The sequence below is a fragment of the Candidatus Pelagibacter bacterium nBUS_25 genome, assembly GCF_051200975.1.
In the GTDB taxonomy this organism is placed as follows: Bacteria; Pseudomonadota; Alphaproteobacteria; order Pelagibacterales; family Pelagibacteraceae; genus Pelagibacter.
Window position 1 is genome coordinate 1124232 of the sequence record NZ_CP172846.1, and the last position, 20230, is coordinate 1144461.

18 protein-coding genes are annotated in these 20230 nt (G+C 29.4%); 7 read left to right on the plus strand and 11 right to left on the minus strand.

Annotated features, from left to right (window positions below; genetic code table 11):
• Nucleotides 1–11 precede the first annotated feature (11 nt).
• Both purD and rsmD read left to right on the plus strand, forming a co-directional pair.
• Nucleotides 12–1277, plus strand: a complete 1266-nt coding sequence (gene purD / locus ACIJYH_RS06010) for a phosphoribosylamine--glycine ligase (RefSeq protein WP_435162700.1) — start codon at nucleotides 12–14, stop codon at nucleotides 1275–1277.
• Nucleotides 1274–1837, plus strand: a complete 564-nt coding sequence (gene rsmD, locus ACIJYH_RS06015; RefSeq protein ID WP_435162701.1) for a 16S rRNA (guanine(966)-N(2))-methyltransferase RsmD — start codon at nucleotides 1274–1276, stop codon at nucleotides 1835–1837. The genes purD and rsmD overlap by 4 nt, the downstream gene beginning before the upstream one ends.
• Here the strand turns inward: rsmD and ACIJYH_RS06020 are convergent.
• Genes ACIJYH_RS06020 through ACIJYH_RS06045 form a run of 6 tightly spaced genes read right to left on the minus strand, consistent with a single transcriptional unit; the run spans nucleotide 1834 to nucleotide 8265 of the window.
• Entirely contained in the window at nucleotides 1834–2988 is a 1155-nt protein-coding gene (locus ACIJYH_RS06020; protein ID WP_435162702.1) for a glucose-6-phosphate isomerase, read from the minus strand. The two genes, rsmD and ACIJYH_RS06020, sit on opposite strands and share 4 nt — an antisense overlap.
• On the minus strand, nucleotides 2988–3311 hold the full coding sequence (locus ACIJYH_RS06025) for a DUF3035 domain-containing protein (RefSeq protein WP_435162703.1): 324 nt from the start codon (nucleotides 3309–3311) through the stop codon (nucleotides 2988–2990). Before ACIJYH_RS06025 ends, ACIJYH_RS06020 begins: the two co-directional genes overlap by 1 nt.
• Nucleotides 3298–3804 carry a signal peptidase II gene (gene lspA, locus ACIJYH_RS06030; protein ID WP_435162704.1) on the minus strand — a complete coding sequence of 169 codons (507 nt, stop codon included), beginning with the start codon at nucleotides 3802–3804 and terminating at the stop codon, nucleotides 3298–3300. The genes ACIJYH_RS06025 and lspA overlap by 14 nt, the downstream gene beginning before the upstream one ends.
• Complete coding sequence (ileS, locus tag ACIJYH_RS06035) at nucleotides 3801–6533, minus strand: isoleucine--tRNA ligase (RefSeq protein WP_435162705.1); 2733 nt, start codon at nucleotides 6531–6533, stop codon at nucleotides 3801–3803. Before ileS ends, lspA begins: the two co-directional genes overlap by 4 nt.
• Nucleotides 6533–7453, minus strand: a complete 921-nt coding sequence (locus tag ACIJYH_RS06040; RefSeq protein WP_435162706.1) for a bifunctional riboflavin kinase/FAD synthetase — start codon at nucleotides 7451–7453, stop codon at nucleotides 6533–6535. Before ACIJYH_RS06040 ends, ileS begins: the two co-directional genes overlap by 1 nt.
• Complete coding sequence (locus tag ACIJYH_RS06045; RefSeq protein WP_435162707.1) at nucleotides 7447–8265, minus strand: TIGR01459 family HAD-type hydrolase; 819 nt, start codon at nucleotides 8263–8265, stop codon at nucleotides 7447–7449. Before ACIJYH_RS06045 ends, ACIJYH_RS06040 begins: the two co-directional genes overlap by 7 nt.
• A 122-nt stretch (nucleotides 8266–8387) precedes the next feature.
• Between ACIJYH_RS06045 and groES the strand changes: the two genes are divergently transcribed.
• The 3 genes from groES (at nucleotide 8388) to ACIJYH_RS06060 (ending at nucleotide 11124) form a co-directional block, all read left to right on the plus strand.
• The gene (groES, locus tag ACIJYH_RS06050) at nucleotides 8388–8678 is read left to right on the plus strand and encodes a co-chaperone GroES (protein ID WP_435162708.1); all 291 of its coding nucleotides are present in this window, start codon (nucleotides 8388–8390) and stop codon (nucleotides 8676–8678) included.
• 23 nt (nucleotides 8679–8701) lie between these two features.
• Nucleotides 8702–10363 (plus strand): chaperonin GroEL, encoded by a 1662-nt coding sequence (gene groL, locus ACIJYH_RS06055; protein ID WP_435162709.1) that lies wholly within the window; start codon nucleotides 8702–8704, stop codon nucleotides 10361–10363.
• A gap of 104 nt (nucleotides 10364–10467) precedes the next feature.
• Nucleotides 10468–11124 carry a GNAT family N-acetyltransferase gene (locus ACIJYH_RS06060; protein WP_435162710.1) on the plus strand — a complete coding sequence of 219 codons (657 nt, stop codon included), beginning with the start codon at nucleotides 10468–10470 and terminating at the stop codon, nucleotides 11122–11124.
• Nucleotides 11125–11404: 280 nt separating this feature from the next.
• Here the strand turns inward: ACIJYH_RS06060 and ACIJYH_RS06065 are convergent, their stop codons facing one another.
• Nucleotides 11405–13108, minus strand: a complete 1704-nt coding sequence (locus ACIJYH_RS06065) for a DEAD/DEAH box helicase (RefSeq protein WP_435162711.1) — start codon at nucleotides 13106–13108, stop codon at nucleotides 11405–11407.
• A gap of 176 nt (nucleotides 13109–13284) precedes the next feature.
• On the opposite strand from ACIJYH_RS06065, the gene typA reads away from it, so the two are divergent.
• The gene (typA, locus tag ACIJYH_RS06070) at nucleotides 13285–15111 is read left to right on the plus strand and encodes a translational GTPase TypA (RefSeq protein WP_435162712.1); all 1827 of its coding nucleotides are present in this window, start codon (nucleotides 13285–13287) and stop codon (nucleotides 15109–15111) included.
• On the opposite strand, the gene ACIJYH_RS06075 is transcribed toward typA, so the two are convergent.
• Entirely contained in the window at nucleotides 15108–15755 is a 648-nt protein-coding gene (locus tag ACIJYH_RS06075) for a YczE/YyaS/YitT family protein (protein ID WP_435162713.1), read from the minus strand. The genes typA and ACIJYH_RS06075 overlap by 4 nt on opposite strands.
• Before the next feature lie 50 nt (nucleotides 15756–15805).
• Here ACIJYH_RS06075 and ACIJYH_RS06080 point away from each other — a divergent pair, with 50 nt between their 5' ends.
• Nucleotides 15806–16486, plus strand: a complete 681-nt coding sequence (locus ACIJYH_RS06080; protein ID WP_435096310.1) for a DUF6134 family protein — start codon at nucleotides 15806–15808, stop codon at nucleotides 16484–16486.
• 2 nt (nucleotides 16487–16488) lie between these two features.
• Here the strand turns inward: ACIJYH_RS06080 and ACIJYH_RS06085 are convergent, their stop codons facing one another.
• The 3 genes from ACIJYH_RS06085 to tldD are packed head-to-tail and all read right to left on the minus strand — an operon-like array spanning nucleotide 16489 to nucleotide 20189.
• Nucleotides 16489–17460 carry an NAD(P)-binding protein gene (locus tag ACIJYH_RS06085; protein ID WP_435162714.1) on the minus strand — a complete coding sequence of 324 codons (972 nt, stop codon included), beginning with the start codon at nucleotides 17458–17460 and terminating at the stop codon, nucleotides 16489–16491.
• Nucleotides 17457–18773, minus strand: a complete 1317-nt coding sequence (locus ACIJYH_RS06090) for a TldD/PmbA family protein (RefSeq protein ID WP_435162715.1) — start codon at nucleotides 18771–18773, stop codon at nucleotides 17457–17459. The genes ACIJYH_RS06085 and ACIJYH_RS06090 overlap by 4 nt, the downstream gene beginning before the upstream one ends.
• A 3-nt stretch (nucleotides 18774–18776) precedes the next feature.
• Nucleotides 18777–20189 carry a metalloprotease TldD gene (gene tldD, locus ACIJYH_RS06095; protein WP_435088042.1) on the minus strand — a complete coding sequence of 471 codons (1413 nt, stop codon included), beginning with the start codon at nucleotides 20187–20189 and terminating at the stop codon, nucleotides 18777–18779.
• Nucleotides 20190–20230: the final 41 nt, after the last annotated feature.

The window sequence follows — 20230 nt, forward strand, 5'->3', positions numbered from 1 at the left end:
TAAATAATATTATGAAAATTGCAATTATAGGTAGTGGTGGTAGAGAGCATGCTTTTGCAGCAACAATATCTAAATCCTCTAATGTAAGAGAAATTTTTTGCATTCCTGGAAATGCTGGAACTTCACAAATTGCAACTAACGTTAAGCTGGATATTAATGAATTTGATAAAATATATAAATTTATTACTGATAACTCAGTAGATTTAGTTGTTGTAGGTCCTGAACAACCTTTGGTAAATGGAATCGTTGATTATTTAGAACAGTTAAATATAAAAGTTTTTGGGCCAAATAAAATTGCTTCTCAACTAGAGGGTTCTAAAATTTTCACGAAAAAACTCTGTCAGGAATATAATATTCCAACCGCCAACTTTGGTATTTTTGAAAATAGAATTGATGCAAAAAAATTTTTAGAAAATACAAAATATCCAAATGTAATTAAGGCCGATAACCTTGCAGCAGGTAAAGGTGTTTATATTTGCAATAATGAAGAAGAAAGTTTCATGGCCGTTGAAGAAATATTTGATGGAAAATTTGGCAAAGCTAAAAATGTACTTATAGAAGAATTTCTTAAAGGGGAAGAAATGAGTTATTTTATAATTAGCGACGGAAGCACTATCAAATCCTTCGAAACTGCCCAAGATCATAAAAGAGTTCTTGAGGGTGACAATGGAAAAAATACTGGTGGGATGGGAGCATATTCACCTTCCAGGCTGATAAGTAATGATTTAGAAGATAAGATTTTAAATAAAATTATCAAACCAACACTTAAAGGGCTTTCAAATCTCGGGACTGAATATAAGGGCTTTTTATATGCTGGCTTAATGATTGTTGAAAATGAACCCTATCTAATCGAATATAATGTTAGAATGGGTGATCCTGAATGCCAAACTATTCTTCCAAAACTAAAAACTGATTTAGTAGAAATACTTGAAGCTTGTTGTAATAAAAAACTTGCCAATATAAATATTGAGTGGATTAATAAAAAAAGCTTATGTGTTGTTTTATGCTCCAATGGATATCCAGATGCCTTCAAAAAAAATGTTTTAATAGATAATCTTGAAAATTTTACTTCAGATAAAAATAATTTCATATTTCATGCTGGGACTAAAAAAGAAGATGATAAAATATATGCTACTGGTGGTCGTGTGCTAAATTTTATCTCACTCTCAGATGATTTTTTAGAAGCAAGAAATGAGATACATCACAGTCTAAAAAAATTAGATTGGAGTGGTGGATTTTATAGAAATGATATTGGCTTTAAAGTTATTAATCAATGAGAGTCATTAGTGGTAAATTTAAGGGGAAAAAACTACTTGAACCTAAAGATAAAGAAACAAGACCTTTAAAAGATCTCACAAAAGAATCTATATTTAACATAATTAATCATTCAAATAAGTTTTCAATCGATATAAAAAAAGCATACGTTTTAGATTTGTTTTCTGGAGTAGGTTCTTTTGGTATAGAATGTATTTCTCAAGGTGCAAATCATGTTACATTTATAGAAAAGTATGAAGGTGTTTTACCTATTCTCAAAAAGAATTTGAATAATTTGAAGTCAGAAATTGGTTATGAAATTATCAAAACAGATATTTTAAATAAATTTGAATTTAAAAGTTTAAAACTAAGATATGATGTTATCTTTTTAGATCCTCCATATAAAGAACAGGCATTAGAAAATATTCTAAATAAAATAATTGAAAACAATACTCTTAAAGATAATGGTATAATTATTATACATAGACATAAAAAAGAAATTGATACATTTCCAAAAAATTTTCATCTAATTGATCAAAAACAATATGGAATTTCCAAAATTATATTTGGATCTTACTTTTAAAATAAAATTTTTTTAGTTTCTTTTTTTATAAATTCTACTGCTGGTTGATCATATGGGTTAATCTTTAAAGCTTTGCCAATCAATATAGTTTCGAGAATAAAAAAACAAAAAAGTTCTCCAAGTGTTTTTTCATCTCTTTTTTTAATTTCAAAACTTCTAAAAGGAATATTTTTCTTTTTGAAAACAACTTCTGTAGCTTTTTTTTGAGCAAACATAATTTGGTTGATATTCTTATTTTTTAAAAACTTTTGTTGTGACAAAACTGAATTATTGTTTATTTTTGCAGAATTATTTTCATATGAATAAAAAAAAGTAAAAAAATTATTCTTAAAACCATCAAGATATAATTGCATCACACTATGATTGTCTTTTGGCATAACTGAAACAATTGGAAGTATGCCATTATTTTTTTTTCCAAGGCTTTCAGCTATTAATTGTTGATACCAATTAAATAAATTAGTTGATTGTTCATCGTAATTAATGACAACAGAATTAAATTTTTTTGCTTTCAGAAAATAAATTGTAGCTTCTACGTTTGAGACTAACGCTCTCATAAAATATTTATTTTTAACTAAATTATTTAATTGTCTGAAGTTTTTATAATTTAATCCCATTAATTCTGCTGGTATCATTCCGACTTCAGATAAAACAGAATATCTTCCTCCTATATAATTATTATGATCAACAACATCTGCTTTTAATTTTTGCGCGAGTAAACTTAAATAACTTTCTTTTTTTTCTGTTATAAATAAATTTTTATCTTTTTTCTTAACTAAAATATTTGCATTTACTATAGTTTCAATTGTGTTTCCTGATTTTGATATAATCAAATTATTAAAATTTTTTTTTGCTTTTTTATTTTTAAAAGCATTTAAATTATCCACAAATATAAAATTTTTTTTTATTTTTTTCTTTAAAAAATCATAAATTGCTTGAGATCCAAGGGTGGATCCTCCCATTCCTATAATTCTATAATCTAATTTTTTATTAAAATGTTTAATATTTTTTTTATTAAAACTATCCTTATAAGATTTTGAAAGTGAATGAATTACTTGATCTCTTTCATTTAAAATTAAGTTTAAGTTTTTTTTTACAGCTAAATGTTTTTTTTTAATCAAAAAATTTTTAAAACTTATATTTTTGGTAAACATTAATTATTTTTAATTTTATCCAGTATTGACTGTTCAAAGTTTTTTTCTGAATCAATATTTTCTAATTTTTCAATATCATTATTCTTTTCGGTAATTAAAGACTCAACATTATTGATTTGATTTTCTTTATCAATTTTTTGATCTGATGGCATTGGCAATTCTTCAAAACTTGGTGGCATGGATAGGGGGGATTTTTTTTCAACTAGAAATTCATCAGATGAATTTTTATTCTGTGGGTCAAATGCTTTTTGAACTGAGCTACAATTTGAAAGTAAAATAGTGCTTAAAATTAGTAAAATAGAAAACTTATTATTTTTTATCATTATTTTTTTTAGTTTTATTATCTGCTAGCTCTAAAACAATCATGCTAATTACACCTAAAGATATAAATATATCTGATACATTAAAAATAAACCAATGAAAATTTCCAACATGAAAGTCAATAAAATCTGGTACGGCATTAAAAAAAACTCTATCATGTAAATTGCCCAATGCACCACCAACAATCATTAATAAAGAATATCGAGCAAAACCCTGACTTTTTATAGACATTACAACTAGTATGATAACTATTATCAAAATTATTAAACTTAAAATATTGTATAGATACGCCTCATTAAAAGAGAATAAGCCAAACGCAATCCCTCTATTCCAAATCAATACAATGTCTAAATAAGAAGAATTAAAAATATCAGATCCAAAATTATTTTTATCTAATTGAATGACAAATATTTTTGTTAGTCTGTCTAAAAAATAAATTAAAGTTACTATTGAAAGACTAATGTAAAAATTTTTACTAAAAAATTTAAATATCATTCAGGGTGTTTCGGGCAAGATTTTCTTGAACATGCTTCTTTGGTAATTTTCCAGCAAACTTGACACTTTGAGCCCTCAGCTTTAGTTGTTTCAACTTTTATTTCAGAATTTTCTAAATATGATATCTCGGCACTTGAAGTAATACATAGTTCTGAAAAATCTACATCTTTTGAAATATCAGTTAGTTTTTTATCTAAATTAATTATTAAACTTGCTTCTAAACTTGATCCAATTTCTTTACTAGCTCTTTTTTCCTCAATACTAATATTGCAGGCATTCCTAATTTTAATAAGTTCTAACCATTTTTGATTTAAATTTTCATTTTTGAAACTTATTGGAAACTTTAAAAATTTTGTTAAATGAATGCTTTTATTATCATTCATTATTAATCTATGTATTTCTTCTGTAGTAAAGGATAGAATTGGTGCAAACCATTTTAGTAATGAGTTAAGAATAATATTGAGTAAAATAATTGTAGATTGTCTTTTTTTAGAGTCTTTAGAATCACAGTATAAAGAGTCTTTTCGAATATCAAAATAAAATGCTGATAGATCTACAGTACAAAAGTTTAATAGCTCTTTATAAAGATTGTGAAAATCATAATTATTAAAATAATTTTTAAATTTTTCATTCAATGAATAAACTTTATGAAGCATAAATTGTTCCAATTCTGGTAGTTCAGATAAATTTATTTTTTCAAAGTCAATTTCTTCAAGATTATCATTAAGATTTCCAAGCAAATATCTAAATGTATTTCTAATTTTTCTATAAGAGTCAGCATGCTGATCTAAAATTGAGTGATCAATTCTTAAATCCTCTGCATAGTTAGATGAAGCCACCCAAATTCTCAAAATATCAGCACCATATTTTTTTAAAATATCTTCAGGAGCAATTACATTTCCAAGTGATTTTGACATTTTTAATCCTTTTCCATCAACAACAAAACCATGTGATAAAATTGACTCGAATGGAGCTTTCCCTCTTGTTCCACAAGACTCGAGAAGCGATGAATGAAACCATCCTCTGTGCTGGTCTGAACCTTCAAGGTACATTGATGCTGGCCATTTTAGATCTTCTCTTTTTTCTAGAACAAATGAATGAGTAGATCCGCTATCAAACCACACTTCAACAATATCACTCAATTTTTCATAATCTTCTGACCTATATTTTTCACCTAAAAATCTTTGTGGGTTGTCTGAAAACCAACAATCAGAACCTTCTCTTTCATAAATGTTTGCTATATTTTCGTTTACTTCATCATCTACTAAGATCTCTTTAGTTTTTTTATTAACAAAAATTGGAAGAGGAACCCCCCAAACTCTTTGTCTTGAAACACACCAGTCAGGTCTAGTTTCAATCATAGATCTCAATCTTTCTTTTCCTTTACTTGGATAAAACGTAGTTTCATCAAGAGCTTTTAAAGCTGTTTCTCTCAATTTATGACTTTCCATTGATATGAACCATTGTGGTGTTGCTCTATGTACCAATGGAGCCTTAGATCTCCATGAATGAGGATAAGAATGCGTAAGCTCACCATTTGCTAGTAATTTTTTTTGTTCTTTGAGTTTTTCAATTATAATTGGATTGGCCTTAAAAATATGATTACCCTCAAATAAATGAACGTTCTTTGTGTATTTTCCATCACCATCAACTGTTTCAATAGCTTTAATTCCATGGTTCAAACACAAATTAAAATCATCAGGTCCATGACTTGGTGCACAATGAACAATACCTGTGCCTTGCTCTGTTGTTACAAATCTTGCTTCTAACAATGGGATATCAAATTCATATCCCAAATCGAAAAAAGGATGATTGCAGATTGTATTTTTTAATTCTTTCCCTTTAAATTTTTTAATTTCTTTAAAATCTTTTATTTCACAATCTTTAATGACAGAGTCCAATAAAGCTTCTGCTACAACTATCTTTCGATTTTTAAAATCACCATCATCATTTAATTGTATCAACACATAATCAAGAGCTTCATTGTACGCTAAGGCTTTGTTGGCTGGTATTGTCCATGGAGTTGTTGTCCAAATAACAATCTCACTTTCATCAAGTTCTTTGATGTTAGATGATTTAACAGGGAAAGATGTATAGATAGTATCAGATTTATGATCTTGGTATTCAACTTCTGCATCTGCAAGTGCAGTTTTTTCAACTGTAGACCACAAAACAGGTTTAAATCCTCTGTATAAACTTCCCTCTTTTAGAAATTTTCCTAATTCTCTTACAATTTGAGCTTCCGCATCATAGCTCATTGTAGAGTAATAATTTTCCCAGTCACCTATAACACCTAGTCGTTTAAATTGTCCTTTGTGAACTTCAATCCACTTTTCTGCAAATGATCTACATTCCTTTCTAAACTCAACTATTGGAACTTCATTTTTATTTTTTTTATTTTTTTTATACTGCTCTTCTATTTTCCACTCAATTGGTAAACCATGACAATCCCATCCAGGAACATATATCGAGTCTTTTCCATCCATTTGATGAAATTTCACTATAATGTCTTTTAAAATTTTATTTAAAGCAGTACCCATGTGTATATTGCCATTTGCATACGGAGGGCCATCATGTAAAACAAACTTTTCTTTCCCTTTGCTAGATTGTCTAAGCTCCTGATAAAGGTTAATTTTTTTCCAATATTCTAGGATTTCTGGCTCTCTTACTGGTAAATTAGCCTTCATAGAAAAAGCTGTCTTTGGAAGATTAATTTGCGAATTACTCATTATGCTTTCTTTGCTATTTTTAAATCTAATTTAATTTGAGATCTCAACTTATTAATATTTTTAAATTTTTTCTCTTTTCTTATAAATTTTAAAAACTCAACTGATAAGTACTTATTATAAAGATTTCCAGAAAAATTAAACAAATGAACCTCTAGTAAGATTTTTTTTTGATTAAATGTTGGTCTATAACCAAGATTTGCTATTCCTTTAAGAGTTTTGGAATTATTTCTCCTAAAAACACTCACCGCATACACCCCTGGTTTAGCTAGGACGTAATCTTTGATGTCTATGTTGCATGTTGGAAAACCAATTTTTTTTCCAACTTGTCTACCTTTTTGCACCATCCCATCAATAGACCATTTTCTATTTAATAATTTATTAGCTCTGTCTAAAAAACCTTTTTCCAAATAGCTTCTGATTAAAGAAGATGAAACTATTTTTTTATCAACTAAAAAAGGTTTTGGTTTAATAACTTGGTAATTATACTTCTGTTCATTTTGAACTAAAAATTTTACATCCCCTTCCCTTTTATTTCCAAACCTAAAGTTATTACTAACAAATATAAATCTCGCTTTTAATTTTTTTGATAAAATATTTTTTATAAAATTGATTGATTTTGTTTTTGAAAAAGTTTTATCAAATTTTTTAGTCACTATAAAATCAACGCCGAGATTATTTAATAAATTCACTTTTTGAGTTACACTTGATAGTCTAAAATTTTTTAAAGTTTTATTAAAAAACATTTTTGGCATTGGGTCAAAATTAATCACACCAATTTTTAAATTATATTCTTTCTTATATGTTTGGGCTAATTTAAATAATTTTAGATGGCCCAAATGTACACCGTCGAAGTTACCAATTAAAATTATTGATCCTTTATGATTTTTATTAATATCAAAATTTTTATATAATTTTACCATGTTAAATCTGACTGCATAAAGTTTACTATTGATTCATATTGTTTTGATATTTTTTCTATTCCGCTATCTTTTATTTCATCCTTATGTACTCCATTAGAAATTAATAATGAGTCATAATTTAAAAGGTTTGCCCCTTTAATATCAGTATTAAGGTTATCTCCAATTGATAAAATTTTTTTATCTTTATTGTCTATTGATTGATTATAAACTTCTGGATAAGGCTTACCAAAATAAACAACCTCTCCTCCCAATTTTTCAAATACCATTGCAACAGATCCAGCACATAATTCTCTTCTATTTCCTTTATCAACTATTAAATCAGGATTTGTACAAATCATCTTTTTATCAATGTGGTTTTCTAATAAATTTTTATAATAATTTAAATCTTGATCATAATCATCAAACAAACCTGTACATAAAAAATATTGGCATTTATCAATTTCTTTGGATTTATTGCTTCTAAAGTCATTAAATAAATCAAAGTCTCTAGGTGGACCAATATGATAAAATCTTTTTAAAGAATAAAATTTCTTTAGGTAATTTAGTGCTGCTTCACCTGAAGTAAAAACTTTATCTCTAAATTTCTCATCCAATCCCATTTTTTTTAAAAACTCTTTAACTGGCTGGATGGGTCTTGGTGCGTTCGTTAATAAAACAAAATTTTTATTAATCTCTAATAATTTTTTAAGGGTAAAAATTGCACCTTCATGAAGTTTAATGCCATTATGAATTACTCCCCATAGATCTATATAAAAGAGATCATAATTTTCAGCAATTGACTGCAAGCCTTCAGAATCTAAATTTTTAGTCATATTTTAAGGTATAAACCATAAAATCCCTAATTTCCTAGGATTTTTCACAACTTATTTTTCATATTATCTTGAAAAAGTTTAGTCAGTATCTATATGAAGTTCATATTTAATAAGGAGAATTTATGAAGTTTAAACCGTTACATGACAGAGTATTAATCGAAGTTTTAGATAGCAGTGAAAAAACTGCTGGTGGAATAATCATCCCAGATACAGCTCAAGAAAAACCTCAGGAAGGTAAAGTTGTTGCTGTTGGTGGTGGAGCTAAAAAAGAAGATGGAAAATTAATTCCAATGGATGTTAAAGTTGGGGACAAAGTTTTATTTGGCAAGTGGTCAGGAACTGAAGTCAAAATTGATGGCAAAGAATACAGCATAATGAAAGAGTCAGACATTATGGGTATTTCAGGAAAATAATTTAATTTAAAGGAGAAAGTATAATGGCAAAAATAATTAAATTTGACGCTGAAGCAAGAGCGGCAATGATGAGAGGTGTCAATATTTTAGCTGATACCGTTAAAGTTACTTTGGGTCCAAAAGGCAGAAATGTTGTAATGGATAAATCTTATGGTGCACCAAGAATTACTAAAGATGGTGTTTCTGTTGCTAAAGAAATAGATCTTGAAGATAAATTTGAGAACATGGGTGCGCAGATGGTTAAAGAAGTTGCTAGCAAAACTAATGAAGAAGCTGGTGATGGTACAACTACTGCTACTATTTTAGCTCAAGCAATTGTTAAAGAGGGAATTAAATACGTCACTGCAGGCATGAATCCAATGGATGTTAAAAGAGGAATTGATGCAGCTGTTGAAAATGTAAAAGAAAACTTAATCTCTTCAGCAAAAAAAGTAAAAGATAGTGATGAAATAGCCCAAGTGGGAACAATTTCTGCAAATGGCGATAAAGAAATTGGAACAATGATTGCTAAGGCAATGCAAAAAGTTGGTAACGAAGGTGTTATTACTGTTGAAGAAGCTAAAGGAATTGAAACTGAATTAGATGTTGTTGAGGGTATGCAATTTGATAGAGGATATCTATCTCCATACTTCATCACTAATAGTGATAAAATGACTACTGAGTTAGACAATCCTTACATCTTATTACATGAGAGTAAATTAACTAACTTACAACCAATGGTTCCATTATTAGAAGCTGTTGTACAATCAGGTAGACCGTTAATGATTATCTCTGAAGATGTTGAGGGAGAAGCGTTAGCTACTTTAGTTGTAAACAAACTTAGAGGTGGACTAAAAGTTGTAGCTGTTAAAGCTCCAGGATTTGGTGATAGAAGAAAAGCTATGCTTGAAGATATCGCTATACTAACTGGTGGCCAAGTAATTTCTCAAGACTTAGGAATTAAACTTGAAAATGTTAAACTTGAAGACCTTGGATCTTGTAAAAAGATTAAAGTTGATAAAGATAACAGTACAATCGTTAGTGGTAGTGGTAAAAAATCAGATATCGCTGCTAGATGTGACTCAATTAAAAAACAAGTTGATGAAACAACATCAGATTACGATAGAGAAAAACTTCAAGAAAGACTTGCTAAATTAGCAGGTGGTGTTGCCGTTATCAAAGTTGGTGGTGCAACAGAAGTTGAGGTTAAAGAAAGAAAAGATAGAGTTGAAGATGCTTTAAATGCAACTAGAGCCGCTGTTGAAGAAGGTATTGTAACAGGTGGTGGTTGTGCTCTTCTATATGCTGCGCAAGATCTTGAAAAACTTAAAGTAAAAGGTGATGATCAAAAAGCAGGTGTGGAACTTGTGAGAAAAGCACTTGAAGCACCTATAAGACAAATTACTAAAAATGCTGGTGTAGATGGTTCAGTAGTAGTTGGTAAATTGTTAGAGCAAAAAAAAACATCATATGGTTATGATGCTCAAAGTGAAGAATACTGCGATATGTTTGCAAAAGGTATCATTGACCCAGTTAAGGTTGTGAGAACTGCTCTTCAAGATGCTGCTTCTATCTCTGGATTATTAGTTACTACAGAAGCTATGATTGCTGACAAACCTGAGGAAAAAGATGCTGCTGGCGGAATGCCTGCTGGTATGCCTGGTGGAATGGGCGGCATGGGTGGTATGGGTGGAATGGGAATGTAATACGGTTCCCCGACCAGAACGCTCTAAGTACAAGAGTTAAACAAATTAGAAACCCTCAGAAAAAATTTTCTGGGGGTTTTTTGTTTTTGAGATATAAATTCAAAATGTTAGGAAAAAAAATAAAATTTATAATTCCAAATGTACCTGGTAAAGAATTTCTAAAAGGTAAATTTGTAATCCTAGAACCAGTCAACCCATCGAAACACGGTAAAGATTTATTTGAAACATTTAGTTTAGATAAAAAAGGTTTGTTATGGAAATATATGCCAGATGGACCCTTTAAAAATTTAAAACAATTAAATCACTATTTAAAAAGTACAGATTGTTTTTTTTACGCCATTTACTCAAAAAGACATAAAAAATATTGTGGATTAGCATCTTATCTAAGAATACAACCAAAAGTAGGTTCAATAGAAGTTGGTTATATAACTTATTCTCCAATTTTAAAAAAAACAGTTGAAGCAACTGAGACGATGTATTTAATGATGAAGAATGTGTTTGAGACACTTAAATACAGAAGATATGAATGGAAATGTAATAATGGGAATGCAAAATCCAAAAATGCTGCTTTAAGATTAGGATTTAAATTTGAAGGTGTGTTTAGACAAGCAGCAGTAATTAAAGGAAGAAATAGAGATACTGCTTGGTTTTCTGTTATTGACAAAGAATGGAAAAAATTGAAAAAAGGTTATTTAAGATATTTTGCAAATAAAAACTTAGATAAAAATTTTAAGCAAAAGAGAAGTTTAAAATTTAGTTAGTTACTTTTGAGTTCATTACTAAAAGTGATGCACAATTTTAAGAAAACATAAGTAAATCAATAATTATAGAATTGCTTAAATAGAATGTAATCCCGCTCTTTTCTAAAAAGAAATTTAAAGGCCATCTTTTTAGATAGCCTTTTTTTTTAATAAAATGCTATAATTTTAGGATGTCAAAAAGATACAGTGGAAAATCATTCAAAGACTCTAGCGTTAGTAAAAAACCAAAATTAAGTCTGAAGGAAAAGAGAAAACAAAAAAAAGAAAAGACTAAAAAATCTTAAGATTTAGCTCTTTTTTTACTATGTTTTTTAAAGCTAAAGTTTTTAGGTCTGCTATTTCTACTCTTAAATTTTTTCTTTCCCTTAAAACCAAAACTTTTTTTCTCTGAGTCTGAAGATGTGTTTTCCGAAGGTTTTCTTCCAAAATATTTTGGATTATTTGTAAAGCCAGATGGTTTTGAGTTATTTTTTTTTATAAAACTTGATTTCCCTTTAAAACCAAAACTTTTTTTCTCTCCATCTCTTGATGGTTTGTCTCTCAAACTTGATTTCCCTTTAAAACCAAAACTTTTTTTCTCTCCATCTCTTGATGGTTTGTCTCTCAAACTTGATTTCCCTTTAAAACCAAAACTTTTTTTCTCTCCATCTCTTGATGGTTTGTCTCTCAAACTTGATTTCCCTTTAAAACCAAAACTTTTTTTCTCTCCATCTCTTGATGGTTTGTCTGATCTGCCTTTACTATAAGATCTTGATTTGCTTTTAAAATTTGACGATCGATCTTTTCTATCTTTTCCAAAAGATCTTTTTTCATCTCTAGTTTTTCTTTTTTTATTATTTGGTCCTTTGCCTCTTCTTTTGTTTTTTGAATCTCTTCTTAAGCCACTAGGTGCTGGTTTGAAATTTGGATCAATTAATTTATTTATTGAATTCCACATTATTCTATCATCAGGTGTTAAAAATGTTAATGCAGATCCTTCAGATCCTGCTCTTGCAGTTCTTCCAATTCTATGGATGTAATCTTCTGGAACTTGTGGTAGATCATAATTGATTACATGTTGAATTAGAGGAATATCTAAACCTCTAGCTGCGACATCTGTTGCAATTAAAATTCTCTTTAGTCCTTTTCTAAAAGAATTAATAACACGATCTCTTTTACTTTGACGAAGGTCACCATGAATTGCATCAGCTGAATGTCCTTCTTCTTTTAGTTTTTTAACCATCTTGTCAGCACCTCTTTTAGTTTTAACAAAAACTAAAATAGAACCCTTTCTGGCTAAAAATTGATCAATTAATTCATCGTATTTATTTTCTTTAAAAACTTGAAGAGTTTCTTGTTTAATCTTTGCAATTGGAATCGATGTAGCTCCTGTAGAAATTCTTTCAGGTTTGTTTAAATATCTGTCTGAAATTCTTAAAATATTTTGAGGTAAAGTTGCTGAAAATAATAATGTTTGGTGATCTTTTGGAACAAATTTTAAAATCATTTCAATTTGTGGGGTAAATCCCATATCGAGCATTCTGTCAGTCTCATCTAAAACCAAATACTTTGTCGCTGATAAATTTAAGCTTTTTCTTTTTAAATGATCATTAATTCTCCCTGGAGTTCCAACTATTATTCTAGATCTGTTACCTAGTTGTCTCAGTTGTTTTTGCATTGATTCTCCACCAATAAGCAAAGCTGATTTAATACTTATTTTGTCACTTATAATACTTTTGATTGCTTCCATTACTTGTGTTGCTAATTCTCTAGTTGGACACATAACTAATGCAAAAGCATTCTTGTCTAAAATCAACTTATTAATTAGAGGTATACTAAAGGCTAAAGTTTTTCCTGTTCCTGTTTGTGCTGTTCCTAAAATATCTTTTCCCTCTAAGGCAGCAGGTATTGCCATTCCTTGAATAGGAGTAGGTTTTGTAAAATTCATTCGTTGCAATGAATTTTTTAGTGAATCTTCTATTTTAAATAATTTAAAATTTTCCATTTAATGATTTAGATGTATAGACTTTGATTCTATGTCCATCTAATTTTACTGCGATATCTATATGTTTTTAAAACAATCACAAGAAATGAATTTTTTGTAAAAGACTTTTAATCAAGTAAATACTGTCTTTTTTTAAGTTTTCAAATGAAGGATTTGATGTATAAGAGCCACAATTTATGAGCAATAATATCAGAAACATCACCATCATTGCACACGTTGACCATGGAAAGACAACCATGATTGATAACTTGATGAAACAAAGTGGTTCATTTAGAGATAATGAAGTTGTTGATGAAAGATTAATGGACTCAGGGGAATTAGAAAAAGAGAGAGGCATAACAATTCTTGCTAAACCTGCATCAATTAATTGGCAAAACTCAAGAGTAAATATAATAGACACACCAGGTCACAGAGACTTTGCAGCTGAAGTTGAGCGTGTGCTAAGTATGGCTGATGGTGCATTATTACTAATAGACTCTGCAGAAGGTGTAATGCCTCAAACAAAATTTGTATTAGCAAAGGCACTTAAACAAGGATTAAAACCAATCGTTGTAATTAACAAATTGGATAAAGCAGATCAAAGAGCAAATGAAGTATTAGACGAAACTTTTGATTTGTTTGTAAGTTTAGATGCTAATGAAGAACAATTAGATTTTCCTGTTTTATATGCAAGTGGAAGATCTGGATGGGCGAGTAAAGAAGTTGATGGCCCAAGAGAAAATCTCCACCCACTATTAGATCTAATAATTGAACACGTACAACCAGCAGAATTAGATAAAACTAAACCCTTTGCTATGCTTTCTACTTTGCTTTATGCGGATAGTTTTTTAGGAAGAAGTCTTGTTGGAAGAATATCTCAAGGAACTGCAAAAGCCAACCAACCTATTAAAGCAATTAATCTTAAAGGTGAAAAAGTAGATGAAGGTAAACTTACAAAGATTTTTAGATATGAAGGAACTAAAAAAGTACCAATTGAAATAGGCGAAGCTGGAGATATTGTTGTAATTGCAGGTTTAGAAAAAGCGAATGTCGCAGATACAATTTGTGATCCAGAATTAAATGACCCAATTCCTGCAACCCCAATAGATCCTCCTACAATGTCTATTACGATTAGTGTTAATAGTTCACCTTTAGCTGGAACTGAGGGCAAAAAATTAACAAGCACACAAATTCGAGACAGATTAGTTTCTGAGGCACAAAATAATGTTGGTATTACTTTCTCTCAAAATGCAAATGTAGATTCATTTGTAATAAGTGGTCGAGGCGAATTAATGCTTGAAATTTTACTTACCCAAATGAGACGTGAAGGATTTGAGATGACAGTAAGTCCTCCAAAAGTATTATATCAAAAAGATGAAGATGGTAATAAACTTGAGCCTATTGAAGAAATTACTGTTGATCTTGATGAAGAGTATTCTTCAAAAATAATTGACTCGATGAATAGAAGAAAAGGTAAACTTTTAGATTTAAAAGATACTGGAAAAGATAAAAAAAGATTAGTATTTCACGCACCAACTAGAGGCTTAATGGGTTACACAAGTAGATTCTTAACCTTAACAAAAGGAACAGGTGTAATTAATAGAATTTTTCATGGATACGGAAAGTTTGAAGGTGAAATGGATGGTAGAAAAAACGGTGCTTTAATTTCAATGTCCACAGGAAAAGCTGTAGCATTTGCAATATTTAACTTACAGGCAAGAGGTGAAATGTTTGTTACTCATAATGACCCTGTATATGAGGGAATGATTGTTGGATTAACTCCAAAACCTGGTGATATGATTATAAATGTCATGAAAGGTAAGCAATTAACTAACATGAGAACTCAAGGTACAGATGAAAATGTTGTGTTAACCCCTGTAAGACAAATGTCAATCGCGGAACAATTAAGTATGTTAAATACTGATGAAGCTCTAGAAATTACGCCAAAATCCCTAAGATTAAGAAAAGCTATTCTTGACCCCCATGATAGAAAAAGAAGTGAAAAGTCTGGGACTGCTGCTTAGTTAAAAAATTTATTTACTAAAAATAACCCCAAAGCTACACAAGGTCCTATCCCAAAAGCAAACAATAAAGTTCCAATTCCAACAGTACCTCCCAAGTACCAACCAATAGACATTACTGAAATTTCAAGCAAACCTCTTACAGTAGCAATAGGTAAATTTGTTATTTTTTGAAGACCAATCATCAAACCATCTCTTGGGCCTGCCCCTAAATTTGCAACTAAATAAATTCCTCCTCCTATTCCTACAGTCAACACTGCAAATGCTCCAAGTAATATTTGGGATATATAATTTTCTGGAGTTGGAACATATCTAATGCACACATCTATCATTACTCCAATAATTAAGGCATTTAAAATAGTGCCAATTCCTGGTTTTTGTTTTAATGGAAGCCAAAGTAATAAAACTGCAATACTAATAAAAATAGTTATAAGACCGATTGAAAAACCAATATTTAAAAATATACCTTGTGCTAGCACACTCCATGGTGATGCCCCAGATGCTGAGACAATTAACATCCCTTCTCCCAAACCAAATAAAATCAAACCAAACCAAAGAAAAAAAAAGGTAGAGATTTTTGGTTTTAAATTTAATGGTTTGTCAGAACTCCAGGAAACTCTTGGTATATTTTTAATTTGTAAAAACATATTTAATAAAATACTTCTTTTATTATCAAAGTCTATTAAACTAATATCAAATGAAAAAGTTTTTGTTACTTATATTTCTTTTTGTATTCCCATTCAACAGCATGGCACATATGGCTCACTATAATAAGTTTAACAAAATAGAAATGGAAATTTTAAAAGATGGTGAAGTGATAGGTTATAATTTTTATTTTTTTAAAAGAAATAAGAATGAAACAATAGTCACCAATCAAATAAAATTTACAGTAAAATTATTTGGTGCAACCGTTTTTGAAATTGAGGGTTTTGGTGAAGAAAAATATATAAAAGATAAATTAATTTCATTTGAGTCAAAAACACGCCAGAATAAAAAAGAAAAGTTTGTAAATCTTAAACTTAATGATCAAACAAATGAATTTGAAATTCAAGGGTCATCGTATACAGGAAAAGCATCAACAGATAATGTAGTTGGAAATTGGTGGAGCCATAAAATACTGCAGGCAAATAGCCAAATTAGCCCTGTTTCAGGCAGTATTAAGGAGCAGGTTGTGACTTTTATTGGTAAAGAAAAATTAGACCTATATGGAAAAACTTATGATGTAGAGCACTTTAAATTGACCTCAAAAGATATGTCTATTCCAAAAGATAAAAGACTTAATTTTGATGTCTGGTTTAATAAGAAAAATGCATTAATTTTAAAAGTTGCCTACTCAAGATTAGGTAATTGGGAATATAAAGTTAAAAAATTTGAATAACTTTACTTTACTATCTTTTTATAAAGATCATTGGCGCTTATCCATCCAGCTTCCAATCTTGGACCTACAAACCAATCTGCACAAACACCTAGATTAGTTGACGAGTCCCAAAAACTTTTTATTTTCAGAGGCTTTGAATTAGATGAATATTTCCAACCATGATTAAGATAAAATAAAACTTTAGTTTTTTTAATTCCTGTCAACTTAAAGAACTGTTCAATTAAAATTTTAGAATTTAAATCTTTATTTTTTCTATTTTTATTAATTTTTTTATTTGCCCAATTATAAGTACTTTGTAGAGTCCATAAATCCTTGCTACTTTTAAATCTTTTTTTTGTATTTTCTTTAGCAACCCACCCTAAAATCTTATCATCAAATAAGTAACTACTAATATTTGTTTTTATTTTTTTTGTAACTATCATCACTGTAATATTTGCATCCATTTTTATTTTTTTTTTAATGAATGAGTTTTTTATAAATTTTTTTGATAGTTTAGATAATTGAACAAATGGACAAGTAAGAATTAATTTCTCATAAATTTTTTTAGTTCCATCAGAAAAAGTTAGGACCCATTTTTTTTCTTTATAATCAATTCTTTTTAACTCTGCTTTAAAATTACAATTGATATCTTTGAGAAGATACTTGCTGATATCGTTATTGCCAAGTTTGCCTATTATTTTTAAATGATTTTTATTTTCTCTCTTAATCTTATTTAAAAATAAATGTTTTCCACCCCAAGTTTTTAAAACTTTTTTTTTTATTAAGTTTTGAATAAAATTTTTAAAGGATGAGCTTTTTGGAGAGATATATTGTGTTCCATGATCAAAACCCTTCAACTTATCTAATCTTTTAAATGAAGCTCTACCTCCTGGACCTCTTGCTTTGTCAAATAAATCAACTGAATATTTCTTGCTTAAAAGATTGGCAATTGTTGCTCCCGAGATACCAGAGCCAATCACACAATAAGTGCTCATTTTCCCGCAACGGTCATTTCATCAATCATCATGGTAGGTGAGTTTACTGAATATTTAAATTCTAAATCATTTGCCAAAGTAATTTTTTTAAACATTTCATTAAAATTTCCAGCAATGGTTATCTCATTTACTGGATATTTAAATTCTCCACCCTCAATTAGAAAGCCAGTAGCTCCTACAGAGAAATCTCCTGTCACTAAATTAGTTCCATGTCCTATTGTCTCAGTCACGTATAAAATCTTAGAATGACTTTTTAGTAAATCATCATAATTAATTTTCCCGTTTTCAAAATAAAGATTAGTACATCCGCTACTTCGACCATTAGATTTTAGATTTAATTTTTTTCCATTATATGTATCAATTAAATAATCATTAAGAATTCCGCTCTTAACTAATTCTAAGTTTTTTGTCGTTACCCCTTCAGAGTCAAAACACTGTGAACCCATACCCTTAATTAAATCTGGTTTATCAATAATATTAATCGAATTAGAAAATACCTGTTGTTTTATTTTGTCTTTTAAAAATGATGTGCCTCTTGCAATTGATGAAGCTGAAATAGCACCCGCAAAGGAGCTTAAAAAACCTTTGGATATTCTTTTATCAAAAATAATACTCATTTTATCACTACCAATTTTTTTTGGACTTAATTTTTTTAAAGTTTGTTCAGCTGTTGTTTTTCCAAGCTCCAAAGGATTGGCAATATCATTTAAATGACATTTGCTTGTGAATTCATAGTCTCTTTCCATGCTATTTTCATCTTTTGCGACAGTTACGCAAGATGCTGAGAATGAAGATGATTTGTACCCATTGCAAAAACCATCACTATTTGCTAAAATAAAATTTGACTTATTTTCTGTAAAGCCTGACTCGGTATTAATAATCTTTTCATCAATTGAAGCTGTTTCTTCTAATTCTCTTAAATAATCTATTTTTTTATCATTCTCTATATGTGACTGATCATACAAATCTAAATCTTTAATGTTTTTTGCCAATAAGTCTTTTTCAGGCAAGGAATTGAATTCATCTTCTGGTGTCATCTTTGTAGTTTCATAACATTTTTCAATTAAAGTTTTTAAATTATCATCCAATAAATTTGATGATGATATTGATGATTTTTTTTTACCAATATATGTTTCAATACTTATTGCTAAACTATCTGATCTATTAGACTCATCTAAAACTTTATTTCTAAAACTAACAGTTTCTGAAATTGAGTTTCCAACAGTCACACTTGCATCTGTTGCTCCAAGTTTTTTTGCTAAGTCTAAGCAAAATGAAGCTTTGGTTTTTAAATATTCTTGATTTTTAACCATGATTTATAATTTGGTTCCACCAACAGTCATTTTATCTATCAAAATTGAAGGTTGCGCTACTCCAACTGGCACACCTTGGCCTGCTTTACCACATGTTCCAATTCCTGGATCCATCATCATATCATTTCCCACCATTGATACTTCTTTCAAAATTGATGGACCATCTCCTATCAAGGTTGCTCCTTTAATTGGTGACCCAATTTTACCATTATTTATTTCATAGGCTTCTGTGCAATTAAAAACAAACTTTCCAGATGTAATATCTACTTGTCCACCTCCAAAACTGACAGCAAAAATTCCTCTATCAACTGACTTTATCATTTCATCTTGAGTTTGGGTTCCACTTAACATCATCGTATTTCTCATTCTTGGTAAAACAATGTGCTTGTAATTCTCTCTTCTCCCGCTACCTGTAGACCTGGTATTCATTAACCTTGCATTTAATCTATCTTGCATAAAATTTTTTAAAATTCCATTTTCTATTAAAACTGTTCTTTCTGTTGGAGTTCCCTCATCATCGATAGTAAGGCTTCCTCTTCTTTTATCTATTGTTCCATCATCAACAATTGTAACCCCTTCACTAGCAACTTTTTGGCCCATCAAATTATGAAATGCTGATGTTTTTTTTCTGTTAAAATCTCCTTCTAAACCATGACCAATAGCTTCATGAATTAATATTGCTGGCCAACCAGGGCCTAACACTACCTTCATTTCACCTGCTGGTGCTGGTTTACTATCAAGGTTTACAGAAGCAATTCTTAAAGCTTCCTCACAAACATTTTTCCAATTATCATCTTTTAAATAATCATCATAAGATTGTCTTCCACCAATTCCGTAAACTCCCGTTTCTTTTCTGCCATTTTTCTCAAGCATTACTGAAACATTAAACCTAATTAGAGGACGAATGTCTGTTAAAGCTTCTCCACCAGAACGAATAATTTCAATAGATTTTTGTTCTCCACTAAAGCTTGCTGTTACCTGTTTAACTTTAGAGTCTTTTTTTCTTAAATAATCATTTACATTATTTAGAACTTCTAATTTAGAATCGAGTGTCTTTTGTTCAATGGGGTTTATGTCATCATAAAATTTGTTATTAGTTTTTGGAATTTCATGATTATAAATTCCTTTACTAGATTTAAGTGTAGATTTTAAATTTTCAGCAGAACTTTTTAATGAATCTTTTGAAATTTCATTAGAATGGGAATAAGCAACTACCTCATTTGAAACAGCTCTAAAACCAAAACCTAAATCTGAACTATAATTTGAGCTTTTAATCTTATTATCATCTAATAAAATAGACTCTGATTTTGAATTTTCAAAATATAACTCACCATCATCACAATTCTTTAAAGTGTCAGATACAATTTCATCCACATCTTTTCTAGTAAGATCTGATTTGTCAAAAAAATTTGCCATGGACATTACATAGCTATTTATACTCAATTTTCAATGGATGA